Source organism: Novosphingobium sp. HR1a, assembly GCF_015594425.1.
In the GTDB taxonomy this organism is placed as follows: Bacteria; Pseudomonadota; Alphaproteobacteria; order Sphingomonadales; family Sphingomonadaceae; genus Novosphingobium; species Novosphingobium resinovorum_A.
In genome coordinates this window covers 76,300-93,181 of the sequence record NZ_JABXWS010000058.1, presented here as the reverse complement: position 1 = coordinate 93,181, position 16,882 = coordinate 76,300, and the positions used below count along the sequence as shown (strand labels likewise).

Sequence of the window (16,882 nt, the reverse complement as noted above, 5' to 3'; positions counted from 1 at the left end):
CCATGACCACCATCGTCGAACGCCACAAGACGCTCGAGAAGAACATCACCCTGCTGGGCATCTGCGCGCTGGTCGTCGTCGCCATCGGCGGCATCGTCGAGATCGCGCCGCTGTTCTGGATCGACAACACCATCGAGAAAGTTCAGGGCGTGCGCCCCTATACCCCGCTGGAGCAGGCGGGCCGCGACATCTACGTGCGCGAGGGCTGCTACGTCTGCCACAGCCAGATGATCCGCCCCTTCCGCGACGAGGTGGAGCGCTATGGCCACTACAGCCTCGCGGCGGAATCGATGTACGACCATCCGTTCCAGTGGGGCTCCAAGCGCACCGGGCCGGACCTTGCGCGGGTGGGCGGCAAGTATTCGGACAGCTGGCACGTCCAGCACCTGACGAACCCCGAAGGCGTCGTGCCCGAATCGGTGATGCCGAAGTACGGCTTCCTCGCCGAGCGTGACCTGCAAGTCGCCGACCCGGCCGCGAACCTGACGGCGCTGCGCCGCGTGGGCGTGCCCTACACCGACCGCGACATCACCAGTGCGCTGGCCGACCTCAACGCGCAGGCCGACCCGGAAGCCGATCCCGGCGACCTGCTCAAGCGCTACCCCAAGGCGCAGATCCGCGACTTCGACGGCGACCCCAGCCGCGTGACCGAGATGGATGCGCTCGTCGCCTATCTGCAGGTGCTGGGCACCATGGTCGACGTCAACGCCGCCGCCGCGCAGGAGCAGTTGGCGAAGGAGAAGGGCCGATGACCTTCTCTCTCAGCACTCACTCCACCTACGACATGCTGCGGCATCTGGCCGACAGCTGGGGCCTGCTGGCGATGCTGGTGGTGTTCGTCGTGCTGATCGCCTGGCCCTTCCGGCCCGGCCACCGCGCGAAGAACGACGCCGCCGCGACGATGATCTTCAAGGACGAGAACGATGGCTGAGCATCATCCAAAAGGACGCCTCGACGAAGCCACGAACACGGAAACCGTCGGCCACGAGTGGGACGGGATCGAGGAACTCAACACCCCGCTGCCACGCTGGTGGCTCTGGACCTTCTACGCCTGCATCGTCTTCGCGCTGGGCTACAGCGTGGTCTACCCGGCATGGCCGATGCTTTCGAGCGCGACGCAAGGCACGCTCGGCTGGACCAGCCGGGGCGAGCTGGACAAGGACATGAAGGCCGCCGCCGCCGCTCGCGCGAAGACCGTGGCGGCGCTTGCGGACATGAGAATCGAGGAGCTGCCGAAGCACCCCGAACTGATGCGCGCGGCGGTGGCGGGCGGCGCGGCGGCGTTCAGGATCAACTGCGTCCAGTGCCACGGCGCCGGTGCGGCCGGGTCGAAGGGCTTCCCCAACCTCAACGACGACGACTGGCTCTGGGGCGGCGATCTGAAAACCATCGAGACGACGCTGCTGCACGGCATCCGCCAGCCCGGTGATGACGCCACGCGGCAGTCGATCATGCCCAACTTCGGCAGCGACGGCCTGCTGACGGCGGCGCAGATCGATGCGGTGGCCGGGCACGTCCTCTCGCTTTCGGGCAAGGCGCGCGGTAACGCCGAGGGCGCGAAGCTCTTCGCCGACAACTGCGCCGTCTGCCACGGCCCGGCAGGCAAGGGCAGCCGCCAGTTCGGCGCGCCGAACCTGACCGACGCGATCTGGCTCGACGGCGGCACGAAGGACGATGTCGTCGCGCAGGTCAGCAAGCCGCACATGGGGGTGATGCCCGCATGGACCGGCCGCCTCGACCCGGTGACGATCAAGATGCTGGCGGCTTACGTCCACTCGCTCGGCGGGGGGGAAAAGACGCCTGCGCCCGAGCCCGAAGCTGCCGCCACCCCCTGACCCGTCATTCCCGCGAAGGCGGGAACCCATCTGATGACCGTGCAACATGCCAGTTCAGGAGATGGGTCCCCGCCTTCGCGGGGATGACGGAGAAAAAGGAAGCACTCCCAGGCGGGACAAGTACCATGAACAAGCCCCCCGACATGACCCAGCTCTCGCTCTACGCAAAGCGCGAGCCCGTCTTCAATCGCCGCATCGACGGCAAGTTCCGCCGCATCAAGTGGGCGATCATGGCGCTGTGCCTCGCGGTCTACTGGGTCACGCCGTGGCTGCGCTGGGACCGTGGCCCTTACGCGCCAACCCAGGCGGTGCTGATCGACCTCGCCCATCGCCGCTTCTACATGTTCGGCATCGAGATCTGGCCGCACGAGTTCTACTTCGTGGCGGGCCTGCTCATCATGGCGGGCATCGGCCTGTTCCTCGTCACCAGCGCGGTGGGGCGGGCGTGGTGCGGCTATGCCTGTCCGCAGACCGTCTGGACCGACCTGTTCCAGCACGTCGACCGCCTGATCGACGGCGACCGCAATGCGCGAATGCGGCTCTACAAGGCCCCGTGGGGACCGGCCAAGATCGCCCGGCGGCTGGTGAAGTGGGCGATCTACCTCGCCATCAGCCTCGCCACTGGCGGCGCGTGGATTTACTACTTCGCCGACGCGCCTACGCTCTGGACCGAATTCTGGAGCGGCACCGCCGACCCCGTCGCCTACGCCACCGTGGCGACGCTGACCGCGACCACTTTCGTGCTCGGCGGCTTCATGCGCGAACAGGTGTGCATCTACATGTGCCCCTGGCCGCGCATCCAGACCGCGATGACCGACGAGAAATCGCTGACCGTCACCTACAAGGACTTCCGCGGCGAACCGCGCGCCAGCCTCAAGAAGTCGCAGAAAGCGCCCGACGTGTTCGGCGACTGCATCGACTGCAACCAGTGCGTCGCCGTCTGCCCCACCGGCATTGATATCCGGCAGGGCCCGCAAGTCGGCTGCATCACCTGCGCCTTGTGCATCGACGCCTGCGACCGGGTGATGCAGGACATCGGCCGCCCGCGCGGATTGATCGACTACGCCACGCTGGACGACGCCGAGCGCGAGAAGGCGGGACAGCCGCCGACGCGCCACCTGAAGCTGATCTGGCGCCCGCGCACGCTGGCGTATCTCGCGGTCTGGGCGGGCATCGGCCTTGCCCTGCTGTTCGCGCTGGGCACCCGCGTCCACACCGGGCTGACCGTCGCCAAGGATCGCAACCCGCCGTACATCCTCCTGAGCGACGGCTCTGTGCGGGGCGCCTACACCTTGCGCCTGCGTAACATGGAGGGCCGCCCGCGCAAGATGGAGATCGCCCTCGTCGGCCTCCCCGGCGCGGTGATGTGGACCGACGACAGCGCCCGCGCCGACGCCGCCCGTACCCTCACCCGCACGATCCCCGCCGACGCCACGCTGCCTCTGCGCGTCTACGTCGTCGCCCCGCCGACAACCGCCGCGCAGGACTTCACCTTCCGCGTCACCGCCGAGGGCGAGGCGCGCGAGACCGCCCTATCCGAAGTGACCTTCGACACCCCGCAGGAGGCGAACCCATGACCGTGCAGACCCGCAAGCCTTTCAACGGAAAGCATATGACTGCGATCCTCGTCGCCGGGTTCGGCGTGGTGCTGGCGGTCAACGTGACGATGGCGACGCTCGCCAGCACCACCTTCGGCGGGATCGTGGTGGAGAACTCCTACGTCGCCAGCCAGGACTTCAACCGCTGGCTCGACGAGGCGGCGAAGGAGAAGGCGCTGGGCTGGAAACTGCAGGCGCGGCGCGGGGCCGAGGGCCGGGTGGTGGTGGACCTGACCACCCCTCGTCGTCCCGGACTTGATCCGGGACCGCTGGCCATGACCAGCCCACCTTCCGGCGAGGCGCCCACGGCCGGCAAGGCGCCCGCAGATGGCGCGCGCCTAAAGACAGCCACCGGTCCCGGATCAAGTCCCGGACGACGGGAAGTGCTCACCGCCGTGGCCCGCCACCCCCTCGGCCGCTTGCCCGACATCGCGCTCACCTTCCGCCGCGAGGGCGCGCAGTGGATCAGCGCCCAGCCGCTGCCCGCAGGCCGCTGGACCCTGCGCTTCGATATCGAGGCGGATGGCCGCCAATGGCGCACCGAACAGGAGATCGGCGCATGAACGCGATCACACCCCCGCCGTCGGTCCCTGCCGAAACCGCACTCGATACCGCGCCCAGCATCGACAGCCGCTTCACCGTCCCCGGCATCCGCTGCGCCGGCTGCATCGGCAAGATCGAACGCGGCCTCGGGCTCGTCCCCGGCGTGGCTTCGGCGCGAGTGAATCTCTCCGCCAAGCGCGTCGCTGTCAGCCATGCCGAGACGCTCGATGCCGAGACGCTGATCGAGGAGCTGCGCAAACTCGGCTTCGAGGCCGAACGCGCCGCCGACAACCCGCTCGCCCGCGACGATGTGGAGACGAAGCGCCTGATCCGCGCGCTGGCGGTGGCGGGCTTCGGCATGATGAACATCATGCTGTTCTCGGTCTCGGTCTGGTCGGGCACCGACGCGGTGACGCGCGGCATGTTCCACTGGATCAGCGCCCTGATCGGCATCCCGGTGGTGGTCTATTCGGGCCGCCCGTTCTTCGCCTCGGCGTGGATGGCGCTGAAGTACCGGCGAACCAACATGGACGTGCCGATCTCCATCGGCGTGATCCTGGCGACGGGCATGAGCCTCTACGAAACGCTGACCGGGGGCGAGCACGCCTACTTCGACGGCGCGGTGATGCTGCTGTTCTTCCTGCTCGCGGGCCGCACGCTCGACGCGATGATGCGCGGCCGTGCGCGCTCCGGCATCGCCGCCCTGCTCGGTCGCATGGGGCGGGGCGCGCACGTTCTCGACGAGGACGGCACTGCCCGCTATGTCGAGGCCGACAAGCTGCGCCCCGGCATGACGATGCTGGTGGCGGCAGGCGAAGCGCTCGCCGCCGACGGCGAGGTCGTCGAAGGCCGCACCACCATCGACACCGCGATGCTGACCGGCGAGAGCGCCCCGCGCCCCGCCGTGCCCGGCGACCTCGTCCACGCGGGCACGATCAACCTCGGCAACCCGGTGCGGGTGCGCGTCACCGCCGCCGCGCAGGACACCGCCATCGCCGACATCGCGCGGCTGATGGACGAGGCGGGCCAGTCCCGCTCGCGCTACGTGCGCGTGGCGGACCGCGCGGCGCGGCTCTATGCGCCCGCCGTCCACACCCTCGCGTTCCTCAGCTTCTGCAGTTGGCTGATCGCAGGGGCGAGCGTCTACAAGGCGCTGACGATCGCCACCGCCGTCCTCATCATCACCTGCCCTTGCGCGCTCGGCCTTGCGGTTCCGGCGGCGCAAGTCGTCGCGGCGGGGGCGCTGATGCGGCGGGGCCTGCTCATCAAGGACGGCTCGGCGCTGGAGCGGCTGGCCGAGGCGGACGAAGTGTTGCTCGACAAGACCGGCACCCTGACGCTGGGCGAACCGCGCCCGGTCACGCTGGCCATGCTCGGCCCGCGCAGCCGCGCCATCGCGCTGGGTCTGGCGCAGGCGAGCCGCCATCCGCTGAGCCGTGGGCTCGCCCATGCGCTGCGCGGCGAAGGCGCGGAGCCCGCAGCCGTCGAACTGGTGCGCGAGGCTCCCGGCTCCGGCATGATCGGGCGATGCGACGGCGCCGAAGTCGCGCTGCTGCGGCCCGAGGTGGAGACGGACACTCTCGCCGTCGACCTTCTGGTCGATGGCACCCGGACCCGCATAACCTTCGCCGACAGCCTGCGCCCTGACGTGACTGAGACATTGGCGGCGCTGAAGGCGCAAGGCCTCATCGCCGCGATCGCCTCGGGCGACCGGGTGGAGGCGGTCGGCGGCGTCGCGCGGAAACTGGGCCTGTTCGCCACGGCGGCGATGCGCCCGGCGGACAAGCTGGCGCTGCTCGAACGCCGCGCGGGGCTTGGGCACAAGGTGCTGATGGTCGGCGACGGGCTCAATGACGGCCCGGCGCTGGCAGGCGCCCACGTCAGCCTCGCGCCCGGCGGGGCGAGCGACGTGTCGCAGCAGGCGGCCGACGGCGTCTTCGTCGGCGAGCGGCTGATGCCGGTGGCGACGGCGGTGAAGGTCGCGCGCGCCACGATGCGGGTGGTGCGGCAGAACTTCGCGATGGCGGTGGGCTACAACGTGCTGGCGGTGCCGCTGGCGATCCTCGGCCACGTCACCCCGCTGGTTGCGGCGCTGGCGATGTCGGGAAGTTCGCTGCTGGTGGTCGGCAATTCGCTGCGGCTGGCGCGCGCGGCAGGGAAGGAAGCGCAATGACGATTCTCGGCTTCATGATCCCGCTCTCGCTGGCGATGGGGCTCTGCGCGCTGGGCACGTTCTTCTGGACGATGCGCTCGGGCCAGTACGAGGATATGGACGGCGCCGCCAACCGCATCCTGATCGACGAGGACGCGCCATGACGCGGCGCCCGCTCGCGCTGTTCGGCGCGCTGGCGCTGGTCCCGGCAATGGTCGGCCCGCTGCAGGCCGAGGCGCGTGACTTCGTCGCCATGACCTGCGGGGGCGGCGTGTTGAGTGTGCCGGTCCCCGCACCTCCGGGACCGCCGCAGGGGCCATGTTGCGCCAAGGGCTGCCATTCCGATTCCAAACGAAAGCGGCATGATCGATCGCAATGACGGCGCGGAGGGATAAGGCAAAGTTGCGGCCATGTGGACCTATCACCCCGAACTGCTGGCGATTCCCGTGCCGCGCTACACCAGCTTCCCCACCGCCGCCGAGTTCGCTGGCGGGATAGGCGCGGGCCAATACGAGGAGGCGCTGGAGCGCACGCAGGGCGAGGTATCGCTCTATGTCCACATCCCATTCTGCGAGAAGATCTGCTGGTATTGCGGCTGCAACACCAGCGTCGCCAACCGGCGGGACAGGGTAGCCAGCTATCTCGATGCGCTCCACCGCGAGATCGATCTCGTCGCCGAACGCCTGCCCGGAGGAGCGCGGGTGACGCGCATCGCTTTTGGCGGCGGCAGTCCCAACGGCATTTCGCCGATCGACTTCGTGCGGCTGGTCGATGCACTGACGCTGCAGTTCGAGACCTCGCACCCGGTCACTTCGATCGAACTGGACCCGCGCACCCTTGGCCCCGGGTGGGCGGGGGTGATCGCCTCGGTCGGGATCGCGCGTGCCAGCCTCGGCGTGCAGACCTTTGCGGAGCCGTTGCAGCGGGCGATCGGCCGCGTGCAGCCCACGGCGATGATCGAGCAGGCCGTCGCCATGCTGCGCGGCGCGGGCGTGGGATCGCTGAACTTCGATCTCATGTACGGGTTGCCCGGCCAGACCATGGCGCACCTGAAGGATTCGCTGGAGCGCACCGTCGCGCTGGGCGCCGATCGCATCGCGCTGTTCGGCTATGCCCACGTTCCGCACCTGATCCCCCGCCAGCGCAAGATCGATGCGAGCGAACTGCCCGGTGCCGAGGCGCGCTTCGCCATGGCAGCCTACGGGCACGGCTTCCTGATGGATCGGGGCTATGTCGCGGTAGGCTTCGACCACTTCGCGCTGCCCGGCGATCCGCTGGCGCAGGCGACGCTGACCGGGCATCTCAAGCGTAATTTCCAGGGCTTCACCGACGATCAGGCGCCGGTCCTGCTGGGGCTGGGAGCTTCGGCGATCGGCGGCTTCCCTGACCTGCTCGTCCAGAACGAGAAGAACACCGGGCGCTATCGCATGATGCTCTCGCAGGACCGCCTGACCGCGACGCGGGGCATCGTGCGCAGCGCCGAGGACCAGCGGCGCGGCGCGGTGATAGAGGCGCTGCTGTGCCAGGGCCGCGCGCCTGTGGCGGCGGACTTGTGGCAGGAGGCCGGGCCGCTGCTGCGCCCCTACCTCGATGCCGGATTGTGCGAGACCGATGGCGGCGACCTCGTCGTGCTGCCGGGCGGACTGCCTTACGCGCGCTCGATCGCGGCGCGGTTCGACCCTTACCGCAAGGATTCGCTGCGGCGCTTCAGTTCGGCGGTGTGAGCGTCACCCCCGCGTATCGAACTCCACCCCGAACAGGTTGCCCTCGCGCCAGCGCACGAGGCCCCAGACCTCGCGGCCGTCTTCCAGCGTGGCGCGTACCACTTCATTGAGGCGGGGCGGCTCCCCCGCCGCAGCGGCACTGAGCCCGCGCGAGGATATGTCGCGTACGATCACGGCAATTTCCCCCCCGCGCGAATCGGTCAGCGCAAAGCGCGTGCAGCGCCGGCGGCGGCGCTCGCGCAGGATCGGGGTGGGCCGGAAGCGGGACGTGTCCATTTCAGGCCAAGAACGGCGGCGCGCAGCAGAAATTCAGCGGGCTCTGGCGGATTTGACCGCGATCAATGCGAGACGCGGCCGCAAGTGCGAAGACCGTCTTGCCGGTCCACCGCACCAACCCCTTCCGCTCCGGCGGAGCCCCGGTGCGGTAACCGCTTCTCCCCAACTTCAAGGGGCGGCCCACCCTCGTGACGGACCGCCCCATTTTTTTGGCCCCTTTTTGGCGCATCGCGGAACACAGGCAAAAGAAAAGGCGGCCTTGCGAGCCGCCTCTTCCTCCTCTCAACAGGAAAACTCTGGTCAGTTGGCCGAAGCGAGGCTCGGCTGCTGCATGTAGGGAACCGGGTTCACGGCCTCGCCGTCGACGCGCACTTCGTAGTGGAGGTGCGGGCCGGTCGAGTTGCCGGTGGAACCGACGTAGCCGATGATGTCACCCTTGTGGACGCGCTGGCCGTCGGCGACGTTGAGGCGCGACATGTGACCGTAGCGGGTCTGCATGTCGCCGCCATGCTCGAGGCTGACGAACAGGCCGTAGCCGCTGAACCATGAGGCGCGGCTCACGGTGCCGTCTGCGGTGGCGTAGACCGGGGTGCCGGTGGGGGCGGCGAGATCGACGCCCTTGTGGGCGCGGCGGCCGCCGAGAATGGGATGTTCGCGCATGCCGAAGGTGCTGGTCATGCGCTCTTGAGCGAGGGGGTTGCGCGAGGGGATGGCGACGGTGGCGATACCGCCGACGGCTGCCTTGGGCTTGGCGGCGGCAAGGCCGGTTTCCTCATAGTTCTGCCAGGAGCTGAACAGCTGGCTGAACTGCTCGTCCTCACCGCCGGTGACCGACTGGTTCGCGGCCTGGCTGGTGCGCAGGGTGGAGGAAATGTCGGCAGCGGCAGCGCTGCTGTTGGCCATTGCAGGTTGCGCTGCAATGGACAGTCCCGCTGCGACGAAAACGCCGGTCACTGCGCGGAACTTGGCGAAAAATTTCGTTACGACCACTCGCAATACCTTGCTTATCCGCCGTCATTCCGAGGAAAGCGACGCTATTTTGAGCACGCCGAAACCGGTCGCGCCAAGGAGTATGGAGATCGTCGGAACCCCCCGCCGTCTCGTGAGTGTGACTTATGCCGTTAGTTTTGACTCAGGCAAGCGCGGTATACAGATCGCGCGACAAACCGGCAGCGAGGCGCGCCGAGTCGTTGAACGGCGGTTTAACGGAGCCGTGAAAGTAACGAAAAACCAAGGATTTCCACAGCTCTCCGGGCTCGTCGCCCAACCGTTCGGCGTGGTCGGCGAAATGATTTGCGCCGAATCGAACGTGGGCGATTTCGTCGTCAAGGATGCGTTCAAGGATGCGTGCGCCGCGCTCGTCGCCCATCGTGCGGACCCGCTCGATCGCCGCTGGGGTGACGTCCAGCGCCCTGGCTTCCAGCACCATCGGCACGACGGCGAGGCGGCCGCCGACATCACCCCGAGTCTCGTGCGCCGCGCTCCACAGTCCGTCATGGGCGGGCAGGGCGCCGTAGTGGCTGCCTTGCGTGCGCAAATGCCTGTCGATCAGGGAGAAATGCATCGCCTCGTCCGCCGCGACCTTGAGAAAGTCGGACACGAACTGCCGCCCCATCGATTCCCCGAACCGCCCGGCCATGTCGAGCGCGAGATCGATCGCCACGAACTCGATATGCGCCAGCGCGTGCCACAGGGCGATGCGGCCCCGTTCGCCCCCTCCCTTGCGCCGGGGCATCTTGCCGGGCGGCAGCAGTTCGGGCGCGTCCGGACGGCCGGGGGTCTCGGGCATCGCGGCGTCGAACGCGAAGGCGAGCCTCCCGAGCCGCCAGTCGCGCGCGACCTTGCGCGTCGCCATCACCTTGGCGTGCGGATCGCACTCGAGCAGGGCGGCGCGGATGGCGGCGGCGATGGTGGTCTGCATTGCAGTTCTCCCAAGTTTCGTCATTGCGAGCGCAGCCAAGCAATCCAGAGCAGTCTCAAGCCGCCCTGGATTGCTTGGCTGCGCTCGCAATGACGAAGAGTGAGTTACAGCGCCTTTGCGGCTTCCAGCACTTTGGCGGCGTGGTCCTTGACCTTCACCTTGTCCCAGACTTGCGCGATCTTGCCGTCCGCTCCGATCAGATACGTGGTGCGGACCATGCCCATGTAGGTGCGGCCATAGTTCTGCTTCTCGGTCCAGATGCCGAGCGCGTCGGAGAGACCGTTCTCCTCCGCATCGGTCGCGAGCGGGGCCTTGAGGTCGTGCTTGGCGATGAAGTTCTGGTGCTTCTTCGCCGAGTCCTTGCTGACGCCGAGCAGAGCGGTGTTCGCCGCTTCGAACTCGCCCTGCAGCGCGGAAAACTCGATGTTTTCCGTGGTGCAGCCGGGGGTCGCGTCCTTGGGGTAGAAGAACACGACCAGCTTGCGACCGGCGAAGTCGGAGGCCTTCACGCTGCCGCCGTCCGGCGTTTCAAGGGCAATGTCGGGGAACGGGTCGCCGATGTGCGGGCGGGTCATGCGTCTATCTCCAGGGTTTCGTCGAAGGCCGCGCACCAGGCATCCGCGATGTGGCGGCGCGCCGTTGCGAGGCCCGTTTCGAGCGCTTCCCAGTCCCCATAGCCGCATGCGCGCACGAGTGCCAAGCGCGCAGCAGGGCCGGGCACTTGCGCATCGGGCGCCAGCAGCCGTCCGGCGACGAGCAGGCGGGTAAGCGCGTCGTGCGCCTCGACCAGCGCGGCATCGACGAGTCCCGCTGCGGCCAGTCCGCGCACCGCCTCGCCGAGATCGGGATCGAGGCCGGGTCCGCGTTCGCGCAGCTGGATGAAGTGGACGATGAACTCCAGATCGACCAGCCCGCCGCGCATCAGCTTGACGTCGAGCGGGCCGCCCGGCGGCTTGTGGCGGGCCATCTTCTCGCGCATTTCCAGCACGTCGGCGCGCAGCTTTTCGGCCTCGCGCGGGGCGGTGAGGACGGCGTGCACGACTTCGGCCAGCGCCGCGCGGCCTTCGGGCGAGCCGTAGAGCGGGCGGGCGCGGCACAGCGCCATGTGCTCCCACGTCCACGCCTGCTCGCGCTGGTAGGTTTCGAAGCTTTCGAGGCTGGCTGCGGGTGGCCCCTGCTCGCCGGAGGGCCGCAGGCGGGTATCGACCTCGAACAATGCGCCTTGCGCGGTCGCCACCGACAGCGCGGAGATCGCCCGCTGCGACAGGCGGTTGTAATAATGCGTGGCGCCCAGCGGGCGGCGGCCGTCCGATTCGCGGCGGAAGTCACCGCTGAACAAGTATACAAGGTCGAGGTCCGAGGCGTGCGTCAGCACTCCGCCGCCCATGCGGCCGAGGCCGAGGATCAGCATCTCGCTCTGCGCGATATGCCCATGGGTGCCCTCGAATTCCTCGGCGGTGGCATCGGTAAGGACGACCAGTGCGGCCTCGGCGATGCGGGCGAGGGCGTGGCCGATCGCGACGGGATCGTTGGCGCCCTCGATCAGTTGTACGCCCAGCTTGAAGCGCAGCTCGCCGACCTTGCGCCGCACCGCGTCGAGCTTGCGTTCGTAGTCGTCGCCCGCCTCGAACCGCGTCAGTTCGGCGACCAGTTCCGCAATGCTGCCGGGCAGGTCGAAGGCGCTGGCGTCGATCAGCGGGTCGAGCAGGTCGGCGCGGCGGGCGAGGGCATCGGCCAGCGGCGGGGCAAGGCCGAGAATGCGCGCCAGCATCTCGATCAGCGCCGGGCGGGCCTGCAGTAGGTTGAACAGGTTGATCGCGCTGGGCAGGTTACCGAGCAACTGCTCCCACCGGGCGAGCGCGCGATCCGGTTCGGGCGCGGCGGCAAGCGCGGCGAGGAGGTCCGGGGCGATCGCGACGAACGCCGCCCGCGCGGCATCGGAACGCAGGGCGCGGACCTTGCCGCCGAGCCAGCCCTCGATGCGCTGGGCGACGGCAGCGGGATCGGCGAAGCCCAGTGCTTCGAGGTCCTCGGGCATGGTCGACTGGTCGGGCACTGCGACCGCGCCGGTGGGCGTATTCGCCATGATCAGCGTGTCGTAGCGCTCGCCCACCGCCTCGGTGATGGCGGTGAGTTCGTCGAGCAGGGCCTCGCCGCTCGCCATGCCGTCGAGCCGGGCGACCGCCTCGATGCCCTCGGCGGTTTTCGGCAGGCTGTGGGTCTGCTGGTCGTGTTGCATCTGCAGACGATGCTCGATCGTGCGCAGGCGGTCGTAGTGCTCGCCGAGAAGCTGTGCCTCTTCGGCCGGGACCAGCCCTGCCTCGGCCAGCGCGTCGAGCGTCGCGCGGGTGCCGCGCAGGCGCAGGGCCGGGTGGCGGCCGCCGTGGATCAGCTGGTGCGTCTGGGCGTAGAACTCGATCTCGCGGATGCCGCCGCGGCCTTTCTTGAGGTCGAAGCCGGGGCCGACTTGCGGGGAGCCGCGCGTGCTGGCGCGAATCTGCGCGGTCAGGCGGCCGATCTCGGCGATGGCGCCGAAGTCGAGGCTGCGGCGCCAGACGAAGGGGCGGATCGCGGCGAGGAACGCCTCGCCCGCCGCGACGTCCCCGGCGCAGGACCGGGCACGGATGAAGGCGGCGCGTTCCCAGGTCAGGGCGGAGGATTCGTAATGGCTCAGCGCGCCTTCGACCGGGATCGCCAGCGGGCTGACTTCGGAGGCCGGACGCAGGCGCAGGTCGACACGGAAGACGTAGCCTTCGTGTCCGACGTGCGAGAGGATCTCGACGACCGCGCGGGCGATGCGCTGGGCGGCCTCGCCGGGCTCGTCGCGCTCGCGGCGGGGCAGGAGTTTCGGGTCGAACAGCAGGATCGGATCGATGTCGGAGCTGTAGTTCAGCTCCCCGGCGCCGTGCTTGCCCAGTGCGAGGGCGAAGAAGCCTTTTGGCTTGGCAGGGTCGTAGTCCGGCACGCGGCGGCGGATTCCGGCGACGATCGCAGTGTCGAGTGCCCGGTCGGCGAAGGCGGAGAGGGCGCCGGTCACCTCCAGCAGCGGGAAGGCACCCGCAAGGTCGCCGATGGCGAGAGCAAGGCCGAGCGCCTGCTTCTCGCGGCGCAGGGCGGAGGCGGTGTCGGCGACGCCCTCCCCTGCCTTGCGGGCCAGCGCGAGGGCGGCCTGACCATCGCCGGCCTGCAGCAGTTCCGTCACGGCGGGAAGGCGATCGAGCGCGTTCGCAAGGAACGGCGCATGGGCGCGGGCGCGGTCGATCGCGCTGGTCCAGTCGGCACTCATGGCCGGCGTTCTGCCCTCGGCTTGCGGTTTGGGCAAGATTTCGTCGTCCCGGACTTGATCCGGGACCGCTGGCTGTCTTTAGGTGAGGCCTTGCGTCGGGGCGTTCGAACGCGATGTGGGCCGCTCACGGCCAGCGGTCCCGGATCAAGTCCGGGACGACGTCGGCGCATACTTGCCCCCACCCGCGCCGTCTGGCACCTGTGCGCCCGTTCGTCTGGAGGTCCCCCCATGAAGCCTTACCTGCCGCTCGTCGCGTTGGCCGCGCTTGGCGTTTCGCTCGCCGCTTCGGCCCAACCCTTGCCCAAAGGCACCGCGCTGAAGCCGCCCGCCGATGCAGGCGCGCAGCCGGACGTGCCGGTGGACCTGATGAAGGCCGTCACCAAGCGCCTCTCCGCCGACGACTTCGAGGGCCGCGCGCCGAGCACCGCGATCGAGCCGAAGGTGCTCGACTACATCGTCGCCCAGTTCAAGGCGGCGGGCCTGCAGCCGGGCAACAAGGGCCAGTGGCTCCAGCCGGTGCCGACCGTGGCGATCACCGCGAGCGACTACACGCCGCTCAAGGTTTCCGGCGCGGCGGCCTCGCTCTCGTTCAAGCCGGGCGACGACTATGTCGCGTCGAGCTACCGGGTGACACCGAAGTCGCAGGTGCAGGACAGCGAGCTGGTCTTCGTCGGCTACGGCATCAACGCGCCCGAACTCGGCTGGAACGACTATGCCGGGCTAGACATGAAGGGCAAGACGGCGGTGATCCTCGTCAACGACCCGGACTATGCGATGGAAGGCGAGCAGGGCCTCTTCAAGGGCCGCCGCATGACCTACTACGGCCGCTGGACCTACAAGTTCGAGGAAGCCGCCCGGCAGGGCGCGACCGCCGCGCTGATCGTGCATGACACGTTCCCGGCGGCCTACGGCTGGAACGTCGTCAACTCCAGCTGGACCGGCGCGCAGTATTCGGTGCAGACCCCGAACGACGCGATGGACCAGACCGTCGCCAACGGCTGGATCCAGAAGCCCGTGGCTGAGGCGATTCTCAAAGCCTCGGGCAAGGACCTCGCAGCGCTGACGAAAGCGGCGCAGGCCAAGGGCTTCAGGCCGGTCCCGCTTGGCCTCAAGGTCAGCTTCGGGTTCGACAATGCCATCCGCCGCTCGACGTCCAACAACGTCGTCGGCGTGCTGCCGGGCAAGTCGCGGCCGGACGAGGTCGTGCTCTATTCGGCGCACTGGGACCACCTCGGGCATTGCACGCCGCAGGGTGGCAAGCCGAACGACGACATCTGCAACGGCGCGGTCGACAATGCCGACGGCGTCGCCGCGCTCACCGCCATCGCCAAGATGAACGCGGAGACTGGACCTGCCGAGCGTAGCCAGGTCTTCGTGGCACTGACGCTGGAGGAATCGGGCCTGCTCGGTTCGGAGTTCTACGGCGCCAACCCGATCTATCCGCTCGACCACACCGTCGGCGGAGTGAACATGGATGCACTGCTGCCTGCGGGCCGCGCGAAGTCCTACACCCAGACCGGCGGCGACAAGTCCGAGCTGGGCGATCTCTACCTCGCTGCGCTGAAGGCGCGCGGTCTGACTGACGTGCCTGAGGATCACCCCGAGCGCGGCGGCTACTACCGCTCCGACCACTTCAGCCTCGCCAAGCGCGGCGTGCCGATGTTCAACGTCGAGCGCAGCGGCGACCTCATGAACGGCGGCACGGCGGCGGGCGAGAAGGCCGCGCAGGACTATACCGACAACCGCTACCACGCCCCGGCCGATGAATACTCGGAAAACTGGGACTGGAGCGGCATCACCCAGGACGTCGAACTGTTCTACGACCTCGGCCGCACGCTGGCGGACGGCACGATGTGGCCGAACTGGCGCGCAGGCGACGAATTCCGCGCGATCCGCGACAAGGCCATCCAAGACCGGGACTGCGCCGCTGCAACCAAGGGATGCAACACCAAGTGACTTTCACTCTCCCCCCCGAATGGGCCGCGCAGGACTGGCTGTGGATCGGTTTTCCGCATGATCCGGTCGAGTGGCCCGGCTTCCTGGAACGCGCGCAGGAACAGATGGCGGATTTCGCCAGCGCCGTCGCCGAGAGCGGACAGGAAGTGCGCCTGATCGTGCGCGACGAGGTCAATCGCGCCCGCGCGCTGGAGCTGGTGTCCGAAAAGGTGAAGCTTGAAACCCGCCGCTACGGCGACGTCTGGCTGCGGGATACCGGGCCGCTTGTCACCGTGGACTCGCATGGTAACCGCAAGGGCATGCGCTTCGGCTTCAACGGCTGGGGCGGCAAGTACCTGATGGACGGCGATCAGGAGATCGGCGAGGAACTGGCGCGCGATGCGGGTCTCGACGTCGAGATGGCCGACTGGATTCTCGAAGGCGGGGCGATCGATGGTGACGGCACCGGGCTGGTGGCGGTGACCGAGCAGGTCTTCCTCAACCCCAACCGGAACCCGCATCTGACGCGCGCCGACCTCGACATGCGGTTGCAGCGTGATCTCGGTTACGAGCGCGTGCTGTGGCTGGGCGACGGTCTCATCAACGACCATACCGACGGTCACGTCGACAACCTCGCCCGGTTCGTGGCGCCGAACCTGCTGGCGGTGCCGCGCGCGACCGGCAAGGACGATCCCAACGCCGCGATCTATGCCGACGCGAAGGCGCGGGCCGAGGCGATGGGCGTCAAGGTTGCCGAGGTCCCTTCGCCGGGCCGGGTCGAGACCGATGGCCGGGTGGAGCCCGCCAGCTACATGAACTTCGCGATCACCTCGAAGCTGGTGGTCGTGCCGATCTACGGCACCGAACATGACGAGGAGGGCGTTGCCGCCATCGCCGCGCTGTTCCCGGACCGCGACACTCTGGGCGTCATGGCCGATGCGGTGCTGGCGGGCGGCGGTTCGTTCCATTGCTCCAGCCAGCAGATGCCGTCGGTCTGAGACGTTGCCTTAACGCTTTGGAAACCACTGCGCGTGCATAGTCGCGCGCATGGCTCGCATCGTCGCTCTCGCGCAGGTTCATCGTCCCGTCATCGGGAGCGAATGGTTGCGCCCGCTGATCGTGGGCGGCTGCGCATTGGCGCTCATCCTCGCGCGCGACGCACTGCCCTTCTGAGCGCCATGCCGTTCATCGGCCGGCAATCTTTTCAAACAAATTCAACGTTTCGTGACAGAGCGTGGCTGCGTCTTGTCTCGCTTGTTGCACTGCACACCTAGATATTGCGTTGCAGCAAAGTTTTGTCGCATTGGGATGATGCAATCGAAATCGGGCGTCCCCAATCTTTAAGGCGACCCTTTGATGGAGATGACAATGCGCAACATGACTGACGCCGACCGCGCCCGCGTGCGCGAATCGTTCATCGGCAACGGCCTGCTTTTTCTGTTCGGCTGCGGCGTTCTGGCCTTTCTGGTCGCCGTGGACCGTGTAGACTGGTTCTCGATCCGGCCCGCCACCGGAACTTCGATCGCGATGGCCCGTTCGACCGAGGGTGCTCCCAAGGTCGGCCCCGCCGCTGCCGAGCCCGTGAGCCCGAAACCGTGACAACGGAGCCTGC

At 68.4% G+C, this 16,882-nt stretch carries 18 protein-coding genes; 13 read left to right on the top strand and 5 right to left on the bottom strand.

The features are described from left to right. Positions 1-2 precede the first annotated feature (2 nt). The 9 genes from ccoO (at position 3) to hemN (ending at position 7,852) form a co-directional block, all read left to right on the top strand. Positions 3-752: a cytochrome-c oxidase, cbb3-type subunit II gene (gene ccoO, locus HWN72_RS15750; RefSeq protein WP_008828423.1), complete on the top strand. Its 750-nt coding sequence runs from the start codon at positions 3-5 to the stop codon at positions 750-752. Next, the gene (locus tag HWN72_RS15745; protein ID WP_008828422.1) at positions 749-931 is read left to right on the top strand and encodes a cbb3-type cytochrome c oxidase subunit 3; all 183 of its coding nucleotides are present in this window, start codon (positions 749-751) and stop codon (positions 929-931) included. The genes ccoO and HWN72_RS15745 overlap by 4 nt, the downstream gene beginning before the upstream one ends. Continuing rightward, positions 924-1,835: a cytochrome-c oxidase, cbb3-type subunit III gene (gene ccoP / locus HWN72_RS15740; RefSeq protein ID WP_036525760.1), complete on the top strand. Its 912-nt coding sequence runs from the start codon at positions 924-926 to the stop codon at positions 1,833-1,835. Before HWN72_RS15745 ends, ccoP begins: the two co-directional genes overlap by 8 nt. Positions 1,836-1,960: 125 nt before the next feature. Then, positions 1,961-3,412 carry a cytochrome c oxidase accessory protein CcoG gene (gene ccoG / locus HWN72_RS15735; protein ID WP_036525762.1) on the top strand — a complete coding sequence of 484 codons (1,452 nt, stop codon included), beginning with the start codon at positions 1,961-1,963 and terminating at the stop codon, positions 3,410-3,412. Further along, complete coding sequence (locus HWN72_RS15730) at positions 3,409-3,996, top strand: FixH family protein (protein ID WP_036525764.1); 588 nt, start codon at positions 3,409-3,411, stop codon at positions 3,994-3,996. The genes ccoG and HWN72_RS15730 overlap by 4 nt, the downstream gene beginning before the upstream one ends. Further along, entirely contained in the window at positions 3,993-6,149 is a 2,157-nt protein-coding gene (locus tag HWN72_RS15725; RefSeq protein ID WP_211150676.1) for a heavy metal translocating P-type ATPase, read from the top strand. Before HWN72_RS15730 ends, HWN72_RS15725 begins: the two co-directional genes overlap by 4 nt. Continuing rightward, positions 6,146-6,292 (top strand): cbb3-type cytochrome oxidase assembly protein CcoS, encoded by a 147-nt coding sequence (ccoS, locus tag HWN72_RS15720; RefSeq protein WP_008832429.1) that lies wholly within the window; start codon positions 6,146-6,148, stop codon positions 6,290-6,292. Before HWN72_RS15725 ends, ccoS begins: the two co-directional genes overlap by 4 nt. Beyond that, positions 6,289-6,507: a hypothetical protein gene (locus tag HWN72_RS15715; protein ID WP_211150675.1), complete on the top strand. Its 219-nt coding sequence runs from the start codon at positions 6,289-6,291 to the stop codon at positions 6,505-6,507. Before ccoS ends, HWN72_RS15715 begins: the two co-directional genes overlap by 4 nt. A gap of 31 nt (positions 6,508-6,538) precedes the next feature. Further along, the gene (gene hemN, locus HWN72_RS15710) at positions 6,539-7,852 is read left to right on the top strand and encodes an oxygen-independent coproporphyrinogen III oxidase (RefSeq protein WP_211150674.1); all 1,314 of its coding nucleotides are present in this window, start codon (positions 6,539-6,541) and stop codon (positions 7,850-7,852) included. 3 nt (positions 7,853-7,855) lie between these two features. Here hemN and HWN72_RS15705 read toward each other — a convergent pair whose 3' ends face one another. From HWN72_RS15705 to HWN72_RS15685, 5 genes are all read right to left on the bottom strand, one after another. Continuing rightward, positions 7,856-8,128 carry a PilZ domain-containing protein gene (locus HWN72_RS15705; RefSeq protein ID WP_211150673.1) on the bottom strand — a complete coding sequence of 91 codons (273 nt, stop codon included), beginning with the start codon at positions 8,126-8,128 and terminating at the stop codon, positions 7,856-7,858. A 300-nt stretch (positions 8,129-8,428) separates the two neighbouring features. After that, positions 8,429-9,031, bottom strand: coding sequence for a M23 family metallopeptidase (locus tag HWN72_RS15700; protein ID WP_051211578.1), 603 nt, complete (start codon positions 9,029-9,031; stop codon positions 8,429-8,431). Positions 9,032-9,260: 229 nt separating this feature from the next. Beyond that, entirely contained in the window at positions 9,261-10,049 is a 789-nt protein-coding gene (locus tag HWN72_RS15695; protein ID WP_211150672.1) for a ferritin-like domain-containing protein, read from the bottom strand. Between the two features lie 104 nt (positions 10,050-10,153). Next, entirely contained in the window at positions 10,154-10,624 is a 471-nt protein-coding gene (locus HWN72_RS15690; RefSeq protein WP_211150671.1) for a peroxiredoxin, read from the bottom strand. Then, positions 10,621-13,335 (bottom strand): bifunctional [glutamine synthetase] adenylyltransferase/[glutamine synthetase]-adenylyl-L-tyrosine phosphorylase, encoded by a 2,715-nt coding sequence (locus HWN72_RS15685; RefSeq protein WP_211150670.1) that lies wholly within the window; start codon positions 13,333-13,335, stop codon positions 10,621-10,623. The genes HWN72_RS15690 and HWN72_RS15685 overlap by 4 nt, the downstream gene beginning before the upstream one ends. Before the next feature lie 228 nt (positions 13,336-13,563). On the opposite strand from HWN72_RS15685, the gene HWN72_RS15680 reads away from it, so the two are divergent. From HWN72_RS15680 to HWN72_RS15670, 4 genes are all read left to right on the top strand, one after another. Then, positions 13,564-15,291: a M28 family metallopeptidase gene (locus HWN72_RS15680; RefSeq protein WP_211150669.1), complete on the top strand. Its 1,728-nt coding sequence runs from the start codon at positions 13,564-13,566 to the stop codon at positions 15,289-15,291. Continuing rightward, positions 15,276-16,268, top strand: coding sequence for an agmatine deiminase family protein (locus HWN72_RS15675; RefSeq protein ID WP_211150668.1), 993 nt, complete (start codon positions 15,276-15,278; stop codon positions 16,266-16,268). Before HWN72_RS15680 ends, HWN72_RS15675 begins: the two co-directional genes overlap by 16 nt. A 49-nt stretch (positions 16,269-16,317) precedes the next feature. Then, on the top strand, positions 16,318-16,443 hold the full coding sequence (locus HWN72_RS31590; RefSeq protein ID WP_256434585.1) for a hypothetical protein: 126 nt from the start codon (positions 16,318-16,320) through the stop codon (positions 16,441-16,443). Between the two features lie 195 nt (positions 16,444-16,638). Beyond that, positions 16,639-16,869 (top strand): hypothetical protein, encoded by a 231-nt coding sequence (locus tag HWN72_RS15670; protein ID WP_051586844.1) that lies wholly within the window; start codon positions 16,639-16,641, stop codon positions 16,867-16,869. Positions 16,870-16,882: the final 13 nt, after the last annotated feature.

What these genes read in the sequence shown, in the direction of transcription:
- ccoP (WP_036525760.1), top strand. Translation starts at nt 924, where the DNA reads ATGGCTGAGCATCATCCAAAAGGACGCCTCGACGAAGCCACGAACACG.
- HWN72_RS15670 (WP_051586844.1), top strand. Translation starts at nt 16,639, where the DNA reads ATGCGCAACATGACTGACGCCGACCGCGCCCGCGTGCGCGAATCGTTC.
- HWN72_RS15695 (WP_211150672.1), bottom strand. Translation starts at nt 10,049, where the DNA reads ATGCAGACCACCATCGCCGCCGCCATCCGCGCCGCCCTGCTCGAGTGC.
- hemN (WP_211150674.1), top strand. Translation starts at nt 6,539, where the DNA reads ATGTGGACCTATCACCCCGAACTGCTGGCGATTCCCGTGCCGCGCTAC.
- HWN72_RS15730 (WP_036525764.1), top strand. Translation starts at nt 3,409, where the DNA reads ATGACCGTGCAGACCCGCAAGCCTTTCAACGGAAAGCATATGACTGCG.
- HWN72_RS15715 (WP_211150675.1), top strand. Translation starts at nt 6,289, where the DNA reads ATGACGCGGCGCCCGCTCGCGCTGTTCGGCGCGCTGGCGCTGGTCCCG.
- ccoS (WP_008832429.1), top strand. Translation starts at nt 6,146, where the DNA reads ATGACGATTCTCGGCTTCATGATCCCGCTCTCGCTGGCGATGGGGCTC.
- HWN72_RS15685 (WP_211150670.1), bottom strand. Translation starts at nt 13,335, where the DNA reads ATGAGTGCCGACTGGACCAGCGCGATCGACCGCGCCCGCGCCCATGCG.
- HWN72_RS15675 (WP_211150668.1), top strand. Translation starts at nt 15,276, where the DNA reads ATGCAACACCAAGTGACTTTCACTCTCCCCCCCGAATGGGCCGCGCAG.
- HWN72_RS15680 (WP_211150669.1), top strand. Translation starts at nt 13,564, where the DNA reads ATGAAGCCTTACCTGCCGCTCGTCGCGTTGGCCGCGCTTGGCGTTTCG.
- HWN72_RS31590 (WP_256434585.1), top strand. Translation starts at nt 16,318, where the DNA reads ATGGCTCGCATCGTCGCTCTCGCGCAGGTTCATCGTCCCGTCATCGGG.
- HWN72_RS15725 (WP_211150676.1), top strand. Translation starts at nt 3,993, where the DNA reads ATGAACGCGATCACACCCCCGCCGTCGGTCCCTGCCGAAACCGCACTC.
- HWN72_RS15705 (WP_211150673.1), bottom strand. Translation starts at nt 8,128, where the DNA reads ATGGACACGTCCCGCTTCCGGCCCACCCCGATCCTGCGCGAGCGCCGC.
- HWN72_RS15745 (WP_008828422.1), top strand. Translation starts at nt 749, where the DNA reads ATGACCTTCTCTCTCAGCACTCACTCCACCTACGACATGCTGCGGCAT.
- ccoO (WP_008828423.1), top strand. Translation starts at nt 3, where the DNA reads ATGACCACCATCGTCGAACGCCACAAGACGCTCGAGAAGAACATCACC.
- HWN72_RS15690 (WP_211150671.1), bottom strand. Translation starts at nt 10,624, where the DNA reads ATGACCCGCCCGCACATCGGCGACCCGTTCCCCGACATTGCCCTTGAA.
- HWN72_RS15700 (WP_051211578.1), bottom strand. Translation starts at nt 9,031, where the DNA reads ATGGCCAACAGCAGCGCTGCCGCTGCCGACATTTCCTCCACCCTGCGC.
- ccoG (WP_036525762.1), top strand. Translation starts at nt 1,961, where the DNA reads ATGAACAAGCCCCCCGACATGACCCAGCTCTCGCTCTACGCAAAGCGC.